12 protein-coding genes are annotated in these 18,630 nt (G+C 68.9%); 6 read left to right on the top strand and 6 right to left on the bottom strand.

All coding sequences use genetic code 11. The features are described from left to right. Positions 1–73: 73 nt before the first annotated feature. From acs to CLI93_RS06685, 3 genes are all read right to left on the bottom strand, one after another. Complete coding sequence (gene acs / locus CLI93_RS06695) at positions 74–2,050, bottom strand: acetate--CoA ligase (protein ID WP_420823115.1); 1,977 nt, start codon at positions 2,048–2,050, stop codon at positions 74–76. 96 nt (positions 2,051–2,146) lie between these two features. Further along, complete coding sequence (locus CLI93_RS06690) at positions 2,147–3,841, bottom strand: cation acetate symporter (protein WP_095995998.1); 1,695 nt, start codon at positions 3,839–3,841, stop codon at positions 2,147–2,149. Beyond that, positions 3,838–4,167, bottom strand: coding sequence for a DUF485 domain-containing protein (locus tag CLI93_RS06685; RefSeq protein ID WP_095542948.1), 330 nt, complete (start codon positions 4,165–4,167; stop codon positions 3,838–3,840). Before CLI93_RS06685 ends, CLI93_RS06690 begins: the two co-directional genes overlap by 4 nt. Positions 4,168–4,442: 275 nt before the next feature. Here CLI93_RS06685 and CLI93_RS06680 point away from each other — a divergent pair, with 275 nt between their 5' ends. Genes CLI93_RS06680 through CLI93_RS06665 form a run of 4 tightly spaced genes read left to right on the top strand, consistent with a single transcriptional unit; the run spans position 4,443 to position 11,681 of the window. After that, on the top strand, positions 4,443–5,984 hold the full coding sequence (locus CLI93_RS06680) for an anthranilate synthase component I family protein (RefSeq protein WP_095542949.1): 1,542 nt from the start codon (positions 4,443–4,445) through the stop codon (positions 5,982–5,984). Beyond that, positions 5,981–6,373 carry a chorismate mutase gene (locus tag CLI93_RS06675; protein ID WP_095542950.1) on the top strand — a complete coding sequence of 131 codons (393 nt, stop codon included), beginning with the start codon at positions 5,981–5,983 and terminating at the stop codon, positions 6,371–6,373. The genes CLI93_RS06680 and CLI93_RS06675 overlap by 4 nt, the downstream gene beginning before the upstream one ends. A gap of 33 nt (positions 6,374–6,406) precedes the next feature. Then, positions 6,407–7,738, top strand: a complete 1,332-nt coding sequence (locus tag CLI93_RS06670) for an exonuclease SbcCD subunit D C-terminal domain-containing protein (RefSeq protein WP_095542951.1) — start codon at positions 6,407–6,409, stop codon at positions 7,736–7,738. 13 nt (positions 7,739–7,751) lie between these two features. Then, entirely contained in the window at positions 7,752–11,681 is a 3,930-nt protein-coding gene (locus tag CLI93_RS06665) for an AAA family ATPase (protein ID WP_172425533.1), read from the top strand. A 355-nt stretch (positions 11,682–12,036) separates the two neighbouring features. Here the strand turns inward: CLI93_RS06665 and hpnE are convergent, their stop codons facing one another. The 3 genes from hpnE to htpG all read right to left on the bottom strand — a co-directional run bounded on the left by hpnE (position 12,037) and on the right by htpG (position 16,629). Then, positions 12,037–13,494, bottom strand: coding sequence for a hydroxysqualene dehydroxylase HpnE (gene hpnE / locus CLI93_RS06660; protein ID WP_095995999.1), 1,458 nt, complete (start codon positions 13,492–13,494; stop codon positions 12,037–12,039). A gap of 34 nt (positions 13,495–13,528) precedes the next feature. Continuing rightward, the gene (gene hpnD / locus CLI93_RS06655; protein ID WP_095542158.1) at positions 13,529–14,374 is read right to left on the bottom strand and encodes a presqualene diphosphate synthase HpnD; all 846 of its coding nucleotides are present in this window, start codon (positions 14,372–14,374) and stop codon (positions 13,529–13,531) included. A gap of 221 nt (positions 14,375–14,595) precedes the next feature. Further along, a complete protein-coding gene (gene htpG, locus CLI93_RS06650) occupies positions 14,596–16,629 on the bottom strand; it encodes a molecular chaperone HtpG (RefSeq protein ID WP_095996000.1) in 2,034 nt (677 codons plus the stop codon). A gap of 256 nt (positions 16,630–16,885) precedes the next feature. Here htpG and CLI93_RS06645 point away from each other — a divergent pair, with 256 nt between their 5' ends. After that, the gene (locus CLI93_RS06645) at positions 16,886–17,287 is read left to right on the top strand and encodes a hypothetical protein (protein WP_143326373.1); all 402 of its coding nucleotides are present in this window, start codon (positions 16,886–16,888) and stop codon (positions 17,285–17,287) included. 154 nt (positions 17,288–17,441) lie between these two features. Next, complete coding sequence (gene ubiM / locus CLI93_RS06640) at positions 17,442–18,611, top strand: 5-demethoxyubiquinol-8 5-hydroxylase UbiM (RefSeq protein ID WP_095542155.1); 1,170 nt, start codon at positions 17,442–17,444, stop codon at positions 18,609–18,611. Positions 18,612–18,630: the final 19 nt, after the last annotated feature.

Genomic DNA, 18,630 nt, shown 5'->3' with positions numbered 1-18,630 from the left:
GGCAGGCAGCCTGCCGCACAAGCGGTGAAATTGTAGTCACTTGCCCGCGCCCTGGCGCAGCAGCGATGGCCCATCAGGTATTGAGGCGCTGGCTGACCAGGGAATCGACCACCGAGGGATCGGCCAGCGTGCTGGTGTCGCCCAGTTGCTCGGGCGCGTTTTCGGCGATCTTGCGCAGGATGCGGCGCATGATCTTGCCCGAGCGCGTCTTGGGCAGGGCGGGCGCCCATTGCAGGTGGTCGGGCGTGGCGATGGGGCCGATGACTTTGCGCACGTGGGCGATGAGCTCTTTTTTCAGCTCGTCCGTGCCCTCCACGCCCGCCACCAGGGTGACGTAGACGTAAATGCCCTGGCCCTTGAGGTCGTGCGGGTAGCCCACGGCGGCGGCTTCGGCCACCTTGTCGTGCAGCACCAGGGCGCTTTCCAGCTCGGCGGTGCCGATGCGGTGGCCGCTGACGTTGATGACGTCGTCCACCCGGCCGGTGATCCAGTAGTAGCCATCGGCATCGCGGCGGCAGCCGTCGCCGGTGAAGTACATGCCGGGGTAGGCCTTGAAGTAGGTGTCGATGAAACGCTGGTGGTCGCCGAACACGGTGCGCGCCTGGCCGGGCCAGGAGTCGAGGATGACCAGGTTGCCCTCGCCCTCGCCTTCGATGAACTGGCCTTCGGCATCGACCAGCGCGGGCTGCACGCCAAAGAAGGGCTTGGTGGCCGAGCCGGGCTTGAGGGCGGTGGCGCCGGGCAGCGGCGCGATCATGAAGCCGCCGGTCTCGGTCTGCCACCAGGTATCGACGATGGGCAGCTTGCCGTTGCCGACCACGTCGTGGTACCAGCGCCAGGCTTCGGGGTTGATCGGCTCGCCCACGGAGCCCAGCAGGCGCAGGCTTTGGCGCGAGGTTTTCTTTACCAGCTCGTCGCCGTCACGCATCAGGGCGCGGATGGCCGTGGGCGCGGTGTAGAAGATGGTGACCTGGTGCTTGTCCACCACTTGCCAGAAGCGCGAGCCGTCCGGGTAGCTGGGCACGCCCTCGAAAATCAGCGAGGTGGCGCCGTTGGCCAGCGGGCCATAGACGATGTAGCTGTGGCCGGTGACCCAGCCCACATCGGCAGTACACCAGTAGATGTCGTCCTCGCGCAGGTCGAAGACGGCCTCGTGGCTGAGGCTGGCATGCACCAGGTAGCCGCCGGTGGAGTGCACCACGCCCTTGGGCTTGCCGGTGGAGCCGGAGGTGTAGAGGATGAACAGCGGGTCTTCGGCGTTCATGCGCTCGGGCTCGCACGCGGCGCTCTCGCTGGCGGTGATCTCGTGCAGCCAGAGGTCGCGCCCGGCCTGCATGGTCACGTCGCCGCCGGTGTGCTGGAGCACGATGACTTTCTCCACCGTATCCGTGCCTTCTTGCTGCAAGGCCGCATCCACGTTGGCCTTGAGCGGCACCTTGCGCCCGGCGCGCAGGCCCTCATCGGCGGTGATGATGACTTTGGCGCTGCTGTCGCGCACGCGGTCGGCCACGGAGCCGGGCGAGAAGCCGCCGAACACCACGTTATGGATGGCGCCAATGCGCGCGCAGGCCAGCAGGGCCACGGCGGCATCGGGCACCATGGGCAGGTAGATGGTGACGCGGTCGCCCTTTTGCACGCCCAGCTTGCGCAGCGCGTTGCCCAGCTTGCACACGCGCTCGTAGAGCTGGCGGTAGGTGACTTTTTGCGCCGGGGTGTCGGGGCTGTCAGGCTCCCAGATGATGGCGACCTTGTCGCCGCGCTCGGCCAAGTGGCGATCCAGGCAGTTGACACTGACGTTGAGCTCGCCATCGGCAAACCAGCGGGTGTGGAAGTGGTTGGGGTCGAAGCTGGTGTCCTTGATGACGGTGGGCTCCTTGAACCAGGTCAGGCGCTTGGCCATCCTGCCCCAAAAAGCCGCAGGGTCGTTGACGGATTCGTCATACATCTGCTGGTACTTCTCGGCCGTGATGGTGTTCGGGCCGGCCAGGGCCGGGTTGACGGGGTACAGGTCTTGTGGACTCATGGCAATACCTCTCTCAATCGTTGACATCATTAAAAAATCACATGCCACAGTCCGGCGGGGCTGCTGGCCCACGCCGGACTGCGTGCGCTGGCAAGGCCCAGCGCTTTTCATCTCATTGCGGCCTCAGTGCGAGGAAGCCTTGGCAGCCCCCAGGCCCGTTTCCGAGCGCACCTGCTGCGCCGGGAAGGCGGCGCGCTCAGCCTGGGCATTGCGGCTCTTGTCCGTGATGGAGAACAGCCAGATGCCGATGAAGGCCAGCGTCATCGAGAACAACGCAGGTGAAGCATAGGGGAAGGGCGCCGAGCCTTTGGCGTTGCCCAGCACGGCCTCCCACACCGAGGGGGAGAGCACCGTCAACACCACCGAGGAGATCAGCCCCAAGAAGCCGCCGATCACCGCGCCGCGCGTGGTCATGTCCTTCCACAGGATGGAGAGAAACAGCACCGGGAAGTTGGCCGAGGCCGCCACCGCAAAGGCCAGCGAAACCATGAAGGCGATGTTTTGCTTCTCGAACACGATGCCCAGCAGCACCGCCACCACGCCCAGCACCAAGGTGGTGATGCGCGAGACCTTCAGCTCTGCCGCGCTGTCGGCCTTGCCGTGCTTGAACACCGTGGCATACAAATCGTGCGAGACCGCCGAAGCGCCCGAGAGCGTCAGCCCCGCCACCACGGCCAGGATGGTGGCAAAGGCCACGGCCGAGATAAAGCCCAGGAACACGTTGCCGCCCACGGCATTGGCCAAGTGCACCGCCGCCATGTTGCTGCCGCCGATCAGGCCGCCTTTGGCATCGAGGAACTGCGGGTTGGCACTGACCAGCACGATGGCGCCAAAGCCGATGATGAAGGTCAGGATGTAGAAGTAGCCAATCCAGGTCGTGGCCCAGAACACGCTCTTGCGCGCCTCCTTGGCGTTGGGCACGGTGAAAAAGCGCATCAGCACGTGCGGCAGACCCGCGGTGCCGAACATCAGCGCCATACCGAAGCTGATGGCCGAGATCGGATCCTTGATGAAATTGCCCGGCCCCATGATGGAGTTCGAGCCCTTGACCTCGACCGAGGCCTTGAACAGGTTTTCAAAGCTGAAGCCATAAGCCTGCATCACCATGAAGGCCATGAAGCTCGCGCCCGCCAGCAGCAGGCAGGCCTTGATGATCTGCACCCAGGTCGTGGCCGTCATGCCGCCAAACAGCACGTACACCATCATCAAAATGCCCACGATGATCACGGCGTAGATGTAATCCAGCCCGAACAGCAGCTTGATGAGCTGGCCCGCGCCCACCATTTGCGCAATCAGGTAGAAGGCCACCACCACCAGCGTGCCGCTGGCGGCAAAGGCGCGGATCGGCCCCTGCTGGAAGCGATAGCCCGCCACATCGGCAAAGGTGAACTTGCCCAGGTTGCGCAGCTTCTCGGCCATCAAAAAGGTAATGACCGGCCAGCCCACCAAAAAGCCGATGGAGTAAATCAGCCCGTCATAGCCATTGGCCATCACTGCCGCCGAAATGCCCAGAAAGGACGCGGCCGACATGTAATCGCCCGCAATCGCCAGGCCATTTTGAAAGCCCGTGATGCCGCCGCCTGCGGTGTAGAAATCGGCCGCCGACTTGGTGCGCGCCGCCGCCCACTTGGTGATCCACAGCGTGCCTGCAACGAACACGCCAAACATGACGATCGCCGTCCAGTTGGTGGACTGCTTTTGCAGCTCGCCCAGATCGCCGCCAGCGCCCCAGGCCGCTGCAGAGGCCGCGGCCAGCACCACACCCAGCGCGGCCTGGCGGGCCTGCGCAGCTGTCAAGCAAAAACCCAGTGCATTCATTGGCGCGCCTCCTCCAGAACCTTGCGGGTGAGCGCATCGAACTCTGTATTGGCGCGGTACACGTAAATGCCCGTGATCACAATCGTGAACACGATCACCCCCAGGCCGATGGGAATGCCCACCGTCGTCACCCCCGTGCCCAGGGGCTTGGCCAGGAAAGACTTGTCGAACGCAATCAGGCCGATGTAGCCGTAATAGACCAGCAACATCAGAATCGTCAGCGTCCAGCCAAAGCCATTGCGCTTGCGGCGCAGCAGCTGGTAGTTGGGGTTGTTCTCGATGCGTTGGACCATCGGGTCCGCAGCGTGGCTGTGCAAGGCACTCATGGCAGTCTCCAATCTCATCGTTGTCAGACCGAATGCCGCCAAACAGCGCCGCCCTGGATCCCAGACACACAGTGCCGGCGCAGCATTCGGGCAAGCACCAATTTAGCGGCCTACCCCCTGGGGCCGCCAGACGACTTTAGTCTTAAGGGATTACCCAAATCACGCCAAACGGCGCAGCCAGGACTGCGCCAGCCTGGGGCCGCGCTTTGCCACTACACTACTTCGCCCCCTGATACCCCCATCGCCCGCCGCCCGCCCACAAGGAGCCCGCGTCCGTGATCACCGAACTGGAATTCCAAAGCCTGGCCCGCGAGGGCTACAACCGCATCCCGCTGATGGCGCAGGCCTTTGCCGACCTGGAAACGCCGCTGTCGCTGTATCTGAAGCTGGCCCACGCGCAAGATGGCGGGCGCAACAGCTTCTTGCTCGAATCGGTGGTCGGCGGCGAGCGCTTTGGCCGCTACAGCTTCATTGGCCTGCCCGCGCGCACGGTGTTGCGCGCCAGCGGCTTTGGCGCGCAGGCCCGCACCGAGGTGCTCACCGATGGCCAGGTGGTCGAGACCGACCACGGCAACCCGCTGGATTTCATCGCCCGCTACCAGGCGCGCTTCAAAGTGGCGCTGCGCCCGGGCATGCCGCGCTTTTCCGGCGGGCTGGCCGGTTATTTCGGCTATGACACGGTGCGCCACATCGAGCACAAGCTGCAAGCCAGCTGCCCGCCTGATGACCTGCAACTGCCAGACATCCTGCTGCTGCACACCGAGGAGGTGGCGGTGATCGACAACCTCTCGGGCCGGCTGTATCTGCTGGTCTGGGCCGACCCAGCCCAGCCCGAGGCCTACAGCCGCGCCAAGCGCCGCCTGCGCCAGCTGCGCGAGCTGCTGGCGCGCAGCGTGACCGTACCGCCCGTGGCGCCCAGCGCCAGCCATGCGCCGCTGCGGCGTTTTGCCAAGGACGATTATTTGGCTGCCGTGGCGCGCGCCAAGGAGATGATCGCCGCCGGCGAGTTCATGCAAGTGCAGATCGGCCAGCGCATCGAGCAGCCCTACACGCAAAGCCCGCTGGCGCTGTACCGCGCGCTGCGCTCGCTCAACCCCAGCCCCTACATGTACTACTACCACTTCGGCAGCGCCGCCACGGATACGCCGCCGGGCCAGGCCGACGATGGCCTGCACGTGGTGGGCGCCAGCCCTGAGATCCTGGTGCGCCAGGAGCGCTGCGAGGACGGGCAGAAAATCACCATCCGTCCGCTGGCGGGCACGCGCCCGCGCGGCGCCACGCCAGAGCTGGACAAGGCCGCCGAGCAAGAGCTGGTGGCCGACCCCAAGGAGCGCGCCGAACACGTCATGCTCATCGACCTGGCGCGCAACGACATCGGCCGCATTGCCGAAGTCGGCAGCGTGCAGGTGACCGAGGCCTTCGTGGTCGAGCGCTACAGCCACGTCATGCACATCGTCAGCAATGTCGAGGGTCGGCTGCGCCCCGGCCTGGGGCCGATCGACGTGCTCAAGGCCTGCTTTCCGGCCGGCACCCTCACCGGCGCGCCCAAGGTGCATGCCATGGAGTTGATCGACCAGCTCGAGCCCGTCAAGCGCGGCCTGTACGGCGGCGCCTGCGGCTACCTCAGCTACGCTGGCGACATGGATGTGGCCATCGCCATCCGCACCGGCCTGGTCAAGAACCAGACCCTGTATGTGCAGGCCGCCGCCGGGGTCGTGGCCGACTCCGTGCCCGAGATGGAATGGCGCGAAACCGAACACAAGGCCCGCGCCCTGCTGCGCGCGGCCGAACTGGTAGAAGAAGGATTTGACACATGAACAGCCCCTGCCCGGCCCCCGGCCCCGCAGCCGCCGACGCGCGCCCGGCCATCGAGCGCACCGCCCACTGCACCGACATGGCCCAGGTGCGTGCGCGCATCGACGCGCTGGACGACATCCTCGTGCCGCTGCTGGTCGAGCGCGGCGGCTACATGACCCAGGCCGCGCGCATCAAGGCCACGCGGCAGCAGGTGCGCGATGAAGATCGCATCGCCTTCATCGTCGCGCGCGTGCGCGAACGCGCACTGGCCGAAGGCGGCCAGCCCGACCTGATCGAAGCCATCTACCGCAGCATGATGGAGGCCTACATCGCCTACGAGCACCGCGAGTTCGAGCGCCTGCGCGCGCCCAGCGCCGCCGGTGCAGCAGCCGGCCATGCCCAGGGCTGAGCCGCCCTGCCCCAGCGCCTTCGGCCTGCGGCCATGAAGCTGCTGCACACCTCGGACTGGCACCTGGGCCGCAACCTGTTCGGGCGGCGGCGGCACGAGGAATTTGCCGCCTGGCTGGACTGGCTGGCCGGCACCGTCGAGCGCGAAGCCATCGACGTGCTGCTGGTGGCCGGCGACGTGTTCGACACCGGCACGCCCAGCAACGCCACCCAGGCGCTGTACTACCGCTTTTTGCACCGCGTGGCCGCCGCGCGCTGCCGCCATGCCGTGGTCATCGCCGGCAACCACGACTCGCCCTCGCTGCTGGACGCGCCGCGCGAGCTGCTGCAGGCGCTGCAGGTGCACGTCGTCGGCCAGGCCCGCGCCAGCGCCGAGCAGGAAGTGCTCACGCTGCACGACGCGCAGGGCCAGGCGCAGCTGATCGTCTGCGCCGTGCCCTATCTGCGCGAGCGTGATCTGCGCAGCGCCGAGCCAGGCGAAAGCCCGCAGGACAAGGAGCGCAAGCTGCTGCAGGGCCTGGCCGAGCACTACGCCGCCGTGGCCCAGGCCGCGCTGGCGCGCCGCGCCGCGCTGGGCCGGCCCGTGCCCATCGTCGCCATGGGCCACCTGTTTGCCAGCGGCGGCCAGACTTTGGACGGCGACGGCGTGCGCGATCTGTACGTTGGCAGCCTGGCCCAAGTTGGCGCAGACCTGTTCTCGCCCGCCTTCGACTACGTGGCGCTGGGCCATTTGCACGTGCCGCAGACCGTGGGCGGCCAGGCCCACATCCGCTACAGCGGCGCGCCGCTGGCCATGGGCTTTGGCGAGGCCGCGCACAGCAAAAGCGTCTGCCTGGTGCAATGGGCCAGCGCCGGTGGTGATGCGCCGCCCAGCACCGCGCCCAGCGCCATCACGCTGCTGCCCGTGCCGCGCTTTCAGCCGCTGGCGCGCGTGCGCGGCGACTGGCCTGCCATCGCCCAGCAACTGCAGGCGCTGGGCGCGCAACATCCCCTGCCAGCCCCACGGCCAGCCCCGGCGCAGCAGGCCGCCGATACCACCGCCGACGCCGAAGCACCGCCCGGCGCGCGCCTGTGGCTGGAAGTGCTCTACGAAGGCCAGGAGCTGCTGCCCGACCTGCGCCAGCGCGTGGCCGCCGCCACCGCCGATGCGGCCATCGACGTGCTGCGCATCGCCCAGCCGCGCCTGAGCGCGCAGCTGCTGGCGCACAGCCAGGCCGACGAAAACCTGCAGACGCTGGACGTGCACGAGGTGTTCGAGCGCTGCCTGGCCGCGCACCACATCCCCGATGCGCAGCGCGCGGCACTGCGCCAGACCTACGCACAGGCCCTGCACGAACTGCAGCAGGCCGACCCGCAGGCGCAGTGAGCGCCCGCGCACCTTGCCACACCGCCCCATGCGCATCCTGCACATCCGCCTGAGCAACCTCAACGCCTTGAGCGGCCAGTGGCACATCGACCTCACGCACCCGGCCTACGCCAGCGAGGGCCTGTTTGCCATCACCGGCCCGACCGGCTCGGGCAAGAGCACGCTGCTGGACGCCATCTGCCTGGCGCTGTACGGCCGCACGCCGCGCCTGGCCAAAATCGGCAAGAGCGGCAACGACATCATGTCGCGCCAAAGCGGCGAATGCTTTGCCGAGGTCGTCTTCGAAACCCCGGCCGGGCGCTGGCGCTGCCACTGGAGCCAGCGCCGCGCGCGCAAGCAGCCCGAGGGCGAGCTGCAAGCGCCGCGCCACGAAATCGCCAACGCCGACACCGGCCAGATTCTGCAAAGCAGCCTGCGCGGCGTGGCCGAGCGCGTCGAAGCCCTCACCGGGCTGGACTTCATGCGCTTTACCCGCTCCATGCTGCTGGCCCAGGGCGGTTTTGCCGCCTTTTTGCAAGCCGGGCCCGAGGAGCGCGCGCCGCTGCTCGAACACCTCACCGGCAGCGGCATCTACAGCCAGATCTCCATGCACGTGCACGCGCGCCACAGCCAAGAGCAGCAGCAACTGCAGGCCTTGCGCGCCGCGCTGCAGGGCGTGCAGCCGCTGCCGGCCCAGGAGCTGGCCCAGCTGCAACAGGAACTGGTCGCCCAACAGGCCCACGAAGCCCAGCTGCAGGCCCAGCTGGCCGAGCAGGCCCAGGCCATTGCCTGGCGCGAGCGCCTGCAGCAGCTGCAGCAACAACACGCGCAATGGCTGGCCGCCCAGCAAGCCCTGGAGGCCGAGCAGGCGCGCTTTGCACCCGAGCAGGCCCGGCTCGACGCCGCGCAGCGCGCGCTGGAGCTGGCCGCCGCCGACGCCGCGCTGCAGGCGCTGCGCCAGGCCCAAACCAGCGACGCCCAGCAGCTGCAGAGCCTGCAGGCGCACAGCGCCGCGCAGCAGCAGGCACTGGCGCAGGCCCAGGCCGATCAACAGGCCGCCGAGCAACGCCTGCAGCAGGCCCAGCAGACCCAGGCCCAAAGCCAGGAACTGCTTCAACAGGTGCAAGCGCTGGACTGGCAGCGCCAGCAGCAGCAGCGCCAGCTCAGCGAGCAACAACAAGCCCTGCAAGCACTGCATGAACGCCTGCAGCAACAACAGGCGCAACACCGGCACAGCCTGCAGGAGCAGGCCCAGGCCGAGCAGCAGCTGCAGGCCCTGCAGGCGCAACAGCAGCGGCGCGCCGGCGATGCCCGGCTCGTCGAGGAGCTCTCCGCCCTGCGCGAGCGCATTGCCACGCTGCAGCAAGGCGCGCAGCAGGCCGCCGCCCTGCGCCACGAACTGGCCCAGGCTGAACAGGCCCTGGCCCAGGCCGAAGCACACCAGCAAGCGCAACAGCAGCAAGCGCAGGCCTGCCAGGCCGGGCTGCAGGCGCAGCAGCAGCAACTGGCCCGGCAGCAGGCGCAGCTGGCCCAGTTGCTGGGTCAGCAATCGCTGGGCCACTGGCGCACCCACCACGGCGCCCTGCAAGCCCGCCTGGAGCAACTGGCCCAGGCCCAGGCCGCTGCCGACGAAGCCCGCCAGGCCCAGCAGGCCGCCGCCAATGGGCTGACCCAAGCGCAACACTGCCAGGCCCAGGCCCATGAGGCGCAACAGCGCCAGCAGCAACTGGCCCAACAGCTGCAGGCCCTGGAGCGCGAGCACCAGCTGCTGGAGCAGCAACACCAGCTGGAACTGCGCATCCAAAGCCTGGAGCAAGCGCGCCACACCTTGCAGGACGGCCAGCCCTGCCCGCTGTGCGGCGCGCTCGAACACCCCTTTGCCCAGGCCCAACCGCAGCCCGAGCCACAGGCCACGGCCCAGCGCATCCAGGCCGCGCGCGCGCAACTGCAGCAATGCCGCGCCGAGCACACCCAGCAGCAACTGCGGCACAGCCAAAGCCATGAACAGGCCCAGCAGGCCCGGCAGCACAGCCAGCAGCAGCAGCAGCGCGCCCAAGCCGCGCTGGCCAGGCTGCAGGCATTGCACGAGGCCCTGGCCCGGCCGCCCGCCCCAGCGCCTGCCGCACTGCCGCCGCCGACCTGCGAGGCGCAGCAGGCCGCCACCGCCCTGCTGCAGCGCCTGGCCCAATGGCCGGCCGACGCCCAGGGGCCGGAGCACAGCGCCGCACTCGATGCCCTGGCCCAGGCCCTGCACGCCGCGCAGGCCGAACAGGCCGCGCAATGCCAGGCCAGCGCACAGCGCCTGGCCGAAGCCGAAGAGCTGGCGCAGGCCATCGCCCACAGCCACGCCCAGCTGGAGCAGCAGCGCCAGGCCGCCGATCTGGCCATACAGGCCAGCCATGCCGCAGCCGAGCAGCTGGCCAAGGCCCAGCACGCCTTGCAACAACGGCAGCAGGCCCTGCACAACCTGCAGGCGGCGCAGGCCGCGCAGCGGCAGGCATTGCGGCAGGCTCTGCAGAGCCTGCCAGACCAACACGCCCTGCCCTGCTGGGCCGCCGCGCCCCATCCTGCGGCCCAAGACCACACCGAGGCCTTGGCCGACGCGGACGAGGTCGATCAACAAAACCTGCAGGCACTGTTGCAGGCGCTGGAGCAGCGCCGCGCGCAATGGCTGCTGCTGCAACAACAACATGGCGCGCTGCAACAGCAGCTCGCCGCCCTGGCCCAGCGCATTGCGCAGCAGGCCCAGCATGCCGAGCAATTGCAGGCGCAATGGGCCGAGCAGCGCAACCAGTGCCAGGCTCTGCAACAGGCCACCGAGCAACTGCAGGCGCAGCGTCAGGCCTTGTTCGGCACGCAGGATCCAACGGCCCAGGCCGAGCGTTTGCAGGCCGATTGCCAAGCCGCCGCCCAGGCGCTGCAACAGGCCCAGCGGCACTGGCGGCAGGCCCAGGCCGCACAGCTCGAACACCAAAGCCGCTGCCAGGCGCTGCAGCAGGCCCAGGCCGATCGCGCGCCGCAGCTGCTCGCACAGGCGGCCGAGTTCGCCGCGCAGCTACAGGCGCGCGGCTTTGCCGATGAGGCCGCCTACCGCGCCGCCACACTGCCGCCCGCCCAACGCCAGCAGCTGACCCAGCAGGCCGAGCAGCTGCGCATCGAACAGGCCCGCCTGCACAGCCAGCAGCAGGCGCTGCAAGCGCAGCGCAGCGCCCTGCAGGCCGAGCGCCCCGACGAGCCCCCGCCGCTGCCCAGCCTGCAGCAGGCCCAGGCCGAGCTGGCCGCGCAGCAGCGCCAGGCGCTGGAGGCGCTGGGCACGCTCAAATCCCGCCTGGCCGAGCAGCAGCGCCTGGCCGATCAGCAGCAGGCGCAGCGCCAGGCCATCGAGGCGCAGCAGCGCGAATGCCTGCGCTGGGAGGCGCTGCACGCGCTGATTGGCTCGGCCGATGGCAAAAAGTACCGCCACTTCGTGCAGGGCCTGAGCCTGGCCATGGTGGTGGCCCAGGCCAATCGCCAGCTGCAGAAGATGAGCGGGCGCTACCTGCTGGTGTGCGACCCGGCGCAGCCGCTGGAGCTGAACGTGATCGACAACGACCAGGCAGGCCTGGTGCGCACGACCAAGAACCTCTCGGGCGGCGAGAGCTTCATCGTCAGCCTGGCGCTGGCGCTGGGCCTGTCGCACATGGCCAGCCAGAACGTGCGCGTGGACGCGCTGTTTCTCGACGAAGGCTTTGGCACGCTGGACGACGAGGCGCTGGAGACGGCGCTGGACACGCTGGCCAGCCTGCGCCTGGAGGGCAAGCTCATCGGCGTGATCTCGCACGTGCCGGCCCTCAAGGAGCGCATCGCCACGCAAATCGTGCTCACGCCCCTGCCCGGCGGCCACAGCCGCCTCAGCGGCCCGGGCTGCTCGGCCGTAGCCGCGCCGCCGCCCGCCCCATCCAGCAAGCGCCGCGCGGCGCAGTGATGCACACGCCAGCCCGCTGCGCGCCATGGGTCACAGGCCGGCCCGCACCTTGTTCACATTTTTAGGATCGGCTCTCATCGCCACCGCCTGCCATCAGGCACCCCAAGCCAAGGGCCGAGCGCAGCGATGGCCCGGGCAGAGCCCCCCTTCTGCCTGCGACCCCGGCGCGCAGCGCCGGGGTCGCAGGCAGCGAGGTCGCCTTCTTTTGCCTCCTTTTCTTGGCGAGACAAGAAAAGGAGGTGCGCCGCCGGGCGCACATCCCGGCCCCGGCACTCCAACCCACAGCGGTCGGCAACTACAAGGCGCAATCTTTGCAAAAGCCATGCAAGCAAAGACGCGGATGGCCAGCCCGGCATCAGGCGCTGTGCGCGCCAGCCACTGCACGGCACAGCGCGGCCACGGCCTGCTGGCCGCTGCGCACTGCGCCTTCCAGCGTGGCTGGGTAGGGGCCGTGCACGTAGTCGCCGCAGACCAGCAGCCGGGGCCAGGCGCTGCAAGGCTGCTGGCCGGGGCGCTGCAGGCCGGCCGTGCAGGCGAAGGTGGCGCGCTTTTCGATGATGCTGGCCACGGGCTGCCAGCGGCGCCCTGCCAGGCCGGGCAGGGCCTGGGCCTGGGCCAGCACGCGCTGCGTCAGCGCGGCCTTGTCCAGCGCCGCATCCAGGGTGCTGGCCACCCAGGCCAGCAGGCCGGGCTCGCCCGTCAATTGCTGGCGGTCGAACACATACTGGGCCACGCCGCCAGGCGCCAGCGCCAGCATGGGCCGCGTCAACAGGCTGGGCGATGGCGGGGTCGTATCCACATCTGCTGCGCGCAGGAACACCGTGCCAATGGCCTCGTGGCGCAGCGCCTGGGCCTGTTGCAGCCAGCTGCGCAAATCGCTGGCCGCCGCCCCGGCCCCGGCCGCGGTTTCGGCGGCCAGCGGGCGCAGCAGGCGCAGGGCCTCGCCCGCCGGGGTGGCCAGCAGCACGGCGTCAAAGCGCTGGCCGTCCAGCAGCCAGCCTGCGCCTGCTTGACTGTCTGCCACAGGCTGCAACTGGTTGATGCGCTGGCCCAGGCGCAGCTGCGCGCCCTGCGCCTGCAGCCAGCGCCATGCCGGCTCGGCCAGCAAGTCGCCCAGCGGCACTGTAGGCAGCAGCAGGTCGGCGCTGCCCGGCCCGCCAGCCACGCTGTCTTGCAGCACGCGCAAGAACACCGCGCCGCTGGCCTGGGCCAGTGGCGTGTTCAGCGCAGCGGTGCACAGCGGTTCGATGAGCTGCTGCACCACCGCCTGCGGCAGGCCGGCGCACAGCTGGGCCACGCTGGCCGTGGGCGCGCAGGCAAAGCCAGCGCGCTGCCAGGCCTGCAGGCGGCGCAGCAGGGCCAGACGCTCGCCCCAGCCCCAGCCTTGCGCGCGCAGCAGCGCCCAGGCCGTGCCCAAGGCCTGGGCCGACGCCTGCAGCGGCGCAGGCAGCCGGCTGGGCCAGGCGGGCAGGGCCAGGCCCTGGCCCTGGGCATCGCGCAAATCCAGCGGCAGGCGTTGCAGGCAGCGCGCGACGTCCAGCCCCACGGTGTGCATCAAGCCCAGGCTGGCGCGGTAGGCGCCGATCAGAATGTGCTGGCCGTTGTCCAGCCGCAAGGCGGGCTGCCCGCCCGCGCCGGCCAGCGCCACATTGCGCGCCCGCCCGCCAGGCTGGCGGCTGGCTTCGAACAGCGTCAGCTGCGCGCCGGCCTGGCTGGCCGCCACGGCGGCGGCCAGGCCGGCCCAGCCCGCGCCGACCACGGCCAGGCGCAGCCCTGCCAACGTCCCGGCCTGCGCTGTTGCTGCCCCCGCCATTGGCCTACCTTGCTTGCGCCTTGCGCCGCGCGGCTCAGCGCGGCATGCGCCCCAGCGCCTGCACCTGCCAGGCCAGCCAGAGCTTGCGCAGCGGCGTGAGCTGGATGCGCTGGTGCAGCACCTGGAATTGGTCGCGCTCGATCTCGCGCAGCAAGGTGCGGTAGATGTGCGCCATCATCAGCCCGGGCTTTTGGCTGCGCCGGTCCTGCTCGGGCAGCAGCGCCAGCGCCTGGTCGTAGAGGCGGTGCGCGCGCTCGGCCTGAAAGCGCATCAGCGCGGCAAAGCGCTCCGAGTAGCTGCGCTGGGTGATTTCGTGCGCGCGCACCTCGAACTGCTGCAGCTCGGCCACGGGCAGGTAGATGCGCCCGCGCATGGCGTCCTCGCCCACGTCGCGGATGATGTTGGTCAGCTGAAAGGCCAGGCCCAGGGTGTGCGCATACTGCGTGGTCTGCGCCTGGGTCTGGCCGAAGATGCGCGCGGCGACCTCGCCCACCACGCCGGCCACCAGATGGCAGTAGCGCTGCAGGCCTGCAAAGTCCAGGTAACGGGTTTGCTGCAGGTCCATCTCGCAGCCTTCGATGATGGCCAGCAGGTGTGCGGCCTCGATGCCCCAGTCCTGCGCGGCGGGCATCAGCGCCTGCATGACCGGGTGGCTGGGCCGGCCGGCGTAGGCATTGGCCACTTCGGAACGCCACCAGGCCAGCTTGCTGGCGGCCACGCCGGCGTCGCTGACTTCATCGACCACGTCGTCCACTTCGCGGCAGAACGCATAGAAGGCCGTAATGGCCGCGCGGCGCGGCGCCGGGAGAAAACGGAACGCGTAGTAAAAGCTGCTGCCCGATGCGGCGGCCTTGTGCGCGACGTACTGCTGTGGACTCATGGGGCGCGATTGTCACACGATGGCTGTGGCGCCAAGGGCTGAATGAGGCTGGCAGGGGGCTGGCCGCGCCCTTGTCACGGCCGACTGTGCAGGCTTGGAGCGCCCAGGCCAGGATATGCGCCCGGCGGCGCACCTCCTTTTCTTGTCTCGCCAAGAAAAGGGGGCCAAAGAAGGCGCCCCACTGCCTGCGTGCCGGGACAGCAGGCAGTAGGGGGCTCTACTCAGCCCGCAGGGGCCAGCAGCAGGCGGTGGATGCGCTGCACGTAGGCGGCCGGGTCGTCTGGCAGGCCGCCTTCGGCCAGCAGGGCCTGGTCGAACAGCACGTGCGCCAGGTCTTCGAAGTCGCCGCCTTCGGCCTGGGCGTCCTGCGCAGCCTGCAGGCGCTGCACCAGCGCGTGGCTGGGGTTGACTTCCAGCACCGGCAGGGTCTCGGGCAGGGCCTGGCCGGCCTGCTTGAGCAGGCGCGCGAACTGGTTGCTGATCTGGCCGTCCTGCACGACCAGGCAGGCGGGCGAATCGACCAGGCGGGTGGTCACGCGCACGTCTTCGGCCTTGCCCTTGAGCACGGTCTTGAGGCGCTCGACCAGGGGCTGGTACTGCTCGGCCGCGGCCTGGGCGGCCTGGCGTTCGGCTTCGTCCTGCAGCTCGCCCAGATCCACCGCGCCTTTGGCAATGGATTGCAGCGGCGTGCCGTCGAACTCGTGCACAAAGCCCATGGCCCATTCGTCCACGCGGTCGGTCATGAACAGCACTTCAATGCCTTTTTTGCGGAACAGCTCCAGCTGCGGACTGCTCTTGGCGGCGGCCAGGCTGTCGGCGGTGATGTAGTAGATGGCCTTTTGCCCGTCCTTCATGCGCGCCTTGTAGTCGGCCAGGCCAACGCTGGGGCTGTCGCTGTGGGTCGAGGCGTAGCGCAGCAGGCGGGCAATGCGTTCGCGGTGCGCAAAGTCTTCGCCCAGGCCCTCCTTGAGCACGGCGCCAAACTGGGCGTAAAAGCGCGCGTATTTGCCTTCGCCCTGCGGCTGGGCGGCATCGGCGGCCGGGGCGTTCTTATCGACCACGTCGGTCACGTCACCGGCCTGCTCGGCCTGATTTGCCTGATCCGTGGGCTGCGCGGGCGCTGCGGCTGCATCCTCCTCGGCCAGGCTTTCGAGCATGCCCAGCACGCGGCGCGTGTTGCCGTCGCGGATGGCGCGCACGTCGCGGCTTTCCTGCAGGATTTCACGGCTGACGTTCAGCGGCAGATCGGCCGCGTCGATCACGCCGCTGACAAAGCGCAGGTAAGAGGGCAGCAGCGCATCGGCCTCGTTCATGATGAAGACGCGCTTGACGTAGAGCTTCAGGCCAGCCTGCTTGTCGCGGTTCCACAGGTCGTGCGGGGCCTTGCCCGGCAGGTACAGCAGCTGGGTGTATTCGGTCGCGCCCTCGACCTTGTTGTGGCTCCAGGCCAGCGGCGCCTCGAAGTCGTGGCTGAGGTTTTTGTAGAACTCGATGTACTGCTCGGCGCTGATGTCCTTCTTGGGCCGCGCCCACAGCGCGCTGGCCTGGTTGACGGTCTCCCATTCGCCGGTCTTGACCATGGCGCCGGGCTGGCCTTCCTGCTCGGCCTCCTGCCATTGCTCCTGTTGCATCTGCACGGGCAGGCTGATGTGGTCGGAGTATTTGTTGATGAGCGAGCGCAGCTTCCAGCCGTTGAGGAACTCGCTGGCGCTGTCGCGCAGGTGCAAGGTGATGCTGGTGCCGCGCTGGGCGCGCGCGATGGTCTCGACCTCGAAGTCGCCCGTGCCCTGGCTGCTCCAGCGCACGCCCTCGCTGGCGGGCAGGCCGGCGCGGCGCGTTTGCACCACCACCTGCTCGGCCACGATGAAGGCCGAGTAAAAGCCCACGCCAAACTGGCCGATGAGCTGCGCATCGGCCTGCGCATCGCCGCTGAGGCGGCTGGCAAAGTCGCGCGTGCCGCTCTTGGCGATGGTGCCCAGGTTGTCGATGGCCTCCTGCAGGCTCATGCCGATGCCGTTGTCCTCGATGGTCAGGGTCTTGGCCTGCTCATCGAAGTGGATGCGCACGCGCAGCTCGGCATCGCCCTCGTAAAGCGCGCTGTCGTTCAGAGCCTCAAAGCGCAGCTTGTCGCAGGCATCGGCGGCGTTGGAGATCAGCTCGCGCAGGAAGATTTCAGGGTTCGAGTACAGCGAGTGCGTCACCAGGTGCAGCACCTGGGCCACCTCGGCCTGGAAAGCATGTTTTTTCGTGCTCATGGCGTCACAAGGAATCGATGGGGAAGAAATGGGGGAAGGGGCAGCAGCGCGCAGCGCGCGCCACGACCGTGGCCATCTGAGGCCGCGCACAGGCTTTTCAAGGCAGGGGCACGGCCCAGTGTTCTGAGCCTGCTCAAAGAAAGGTCTGATGCCGCCACAAGACAATTGTTTGAATTTGTATCGCCATTGCAGGGCAGCGCCACTAGAATGCCCGACACAAGCACGAGAGCAATCCCGCACCCAAGGAGGAACACCTATGTCAAAAACACCATCGCATCGCCTGACCCGCTCGGCCGCTGGCCTCTTGCTGGGCGCGCTGCTGTGCGCGGCCTGGAGCCAGCCCACACTGGCGCGCACACCTGCGCGCGCGCCTTCGGACAGCCAGCTGCAGGCCAATGCGCTGCAGCGCTGCGACGCCCACACCGACCCGCGCTTTTGCGAGGCGCGCGTGCGCGGCGGCAATGATGTGCGCATCACCGGCAGCGTGCGCGGCGGCGGCCTGTTCCGTGAAAACCTGCTCGGCGCGGCCATGGCGCAGCGCGGCAAGCCGGTGCTGATGACCTGGCAACAGCGCGGCGTGCTGACCACCTACGAGCGCATGCCCGCCCCGCCCAGCAGCCAGCACTACACGCGCGACCCGCAGCGCTGGTACAACTGAGCGCAGCCGCTCTGCGGCGCACCCGGCCCCTGGCCTGCCTGCACCCCCTGCACGGCGGCCCGGGGCTTTTGCATGGCCGCCGCGCCGCTATCATGCGCAGCGGCCCGCGCTGGCCGCACGCTCAAGCATTCTGTTCTCACACCCGCACTTGCCCATGCACGTTGACATTGCCATCGTAGGGGCCGGCCCGGTGGGCTTGGCCTTCGCCCAATCCATGCAAGGCAGCGGCCTGCGCCTGGCCGTGCTCGACCGCCAGCCGCTGACGGCCCTGGCCGAGCCGGCCTTCGATGGCCGCGAGATCGCCCTGACCCACGCCTCGCAACGCATCCTGCAGGAGCTGGGCGCCTGGCAGCGCATCGACCCCGAGCAGGTCAGCGCCCTGCGCGATGCCCAGGTGTTCAACGGCCCATCGCTGTTTGCGCTGCGCATCGACGCGCAGGTCGCGGGCGTGGCGCAGCTGGGCTATTTCGTGCCCAACCACCTGATCCGCAAGGCCTTGTTCGAGGCCGTGCAGGCGCGCAGCGAGGTGCAGCTCATCGGCGGCGTGGGCGTGAGCGGCCTGCGCTGCGGGGCCGAGCGCCACACACTGCAGCTCGACGATGGCCGCAGCCTGACGGCGCGCCTGGTGGTGGCCGCTGACAGCCGCTTTTCGCAAACCCGCCGCATGATGGGCATTGCCGCGGCCACGCACGATTTCGCGCGCACCATGATGGTGTGCCGCTTCAGCCACGAGCTGCCGCACCAGCACGTGGCCTGGCAATGGTTCGACCAGGGCCAGACGCTGGCGCTGCTGCCGCTCAACGGCCAGCGCAGCAATGTGGTGCTCACGCTCAAGCCCGAGGCCATGCAGGCCGAGCTGGCGCTGGACGATGCAGCCTTCTCCGCCAGCATCACGCGGCGCTTTGCGCACCGCCTGGGCGCAATGCACAAGGAGGGCGAGCCCCACACCTACCCGCTGGTGGGCGTGTACGCGCAGCGCTTTGTGGCGCCGCGTTTTGCGCTGATTGGCGATGCGGCCGTGGGCATGCACCCCATCACCGCGCACGGCTTCAACTTCGGCCTGCAAAGCCAGCAGCGCTTGGCCGAGCAGCTGTGGCTGGCCAAGCGCCGCAACCGCGATCTGGCCGATCAGGAGTTTCTCCAGGCTTACGAGCGCCGCCACCTGGCCGCCACCTGGCCGCTGTACCAGGCCACCAATGCCATCGCCCGGCTCTACACCAACGATGCCGCACCGGCCCAGTGGCTGCGCGGCGGCGCGCTGCGCATGGCCCAGGCCGTGCAGCCATTTCGCAAGGCCCTGGCGCGGCACCTGACGCAGACCTGAAAGGCCTGTTGGAAGGCCT

Origin of the sequence: Vandammella animalimorsus (assembly GCF_002288875.1) — a bacterium.
GTDB lineage: Bacteria > Pseudomonadota > Gammaproteobacteria > Burkholderiales > Burkholderiaceae_C > Lampropedia > Lampropedia animalimorsus.
The sequence above is the reverse complement of the archived record's forward strand: the minus strand, read 5'-3'. Positions and strand labels throughout refer to the sequence as shown.

What these genes read in the sequence shown, in the direction of transcription:
- acs (WP_420823115.1), bottom strand. Translation starts at nt 2,050, where the DNA reads ATGTCAACGATTGAGAGAGGTATTGCCATGAGTCCACAAGACCTGTAC.
- CLI93_RS06690 (WP_095995998.1), bottom strand. Translation starts at nt 3,841, where the DNA reads ATGAATGCACTGGGTTTTTGCTTGACAGCTGCGCAGGCCCGCCAGGCC.
- CLI93_RS06685 (WP_095542948.1), bottom strand. Translation starts at nt 4,167, where the DNA reads ATGAGTGCCTTGCACAGCCACGCTGCGGACCCGATGGTCCAACGCATC.
- CLI93_RS06675 (WP_095542950.1), top strand. Translation starts at nt 5,981, where the DNA reads ATGAACAGCCCCTGCCCGGCCCCCGGCCCCGCAGCCGCCGACGCGCGC.
- CLI93_RS06670 (WP_095542951.1), top strand. Translation starts at nt 6,407, where the DNA reads ATGAAGCTGCTGCACACCTCGGACTGGCACCTGGGCCGCAACCTGTTC.
- hpnE (WP_095995999.1), bottom strand. Translation starts at nt 13,494, where the DNA reads ATGGCGGGGGCAGCAACAGCGCAGGCCGGGACGTTGGCAGGGCTGCGC.
- hpnD (WP_095542158.1), bottom strand. Translation starts at nt 14,374, where the DNA reads ATGAGTCCACAGCAGTACGTCGCGCACAAGGCCGCCGCATCGGGCAGC.
- htpG (WP_095996000.1), bottom strand. Translation starts at nt 16,629, where the DNA reads ATGAGCACGAAAAAACATGCTTTCCAGGCCGAGGTGGCCCAGGTGCTG.
- CLI93_RS06645 (WP_143326373.1), top strand. Translation starts at nt 16,886, where the DNA reads ATGTCAAAAACACCATCGCATCGCCTGACCCGCTCGGCCGCTGGCCTC.
- ubiM (WP_095542155.1), top strand. Translation starts at nt 17,442, where the DNA reads ATGCACGTTGACATTGCCATCGTAGGGGCCGGCCCGGTGGGCTTGGCC.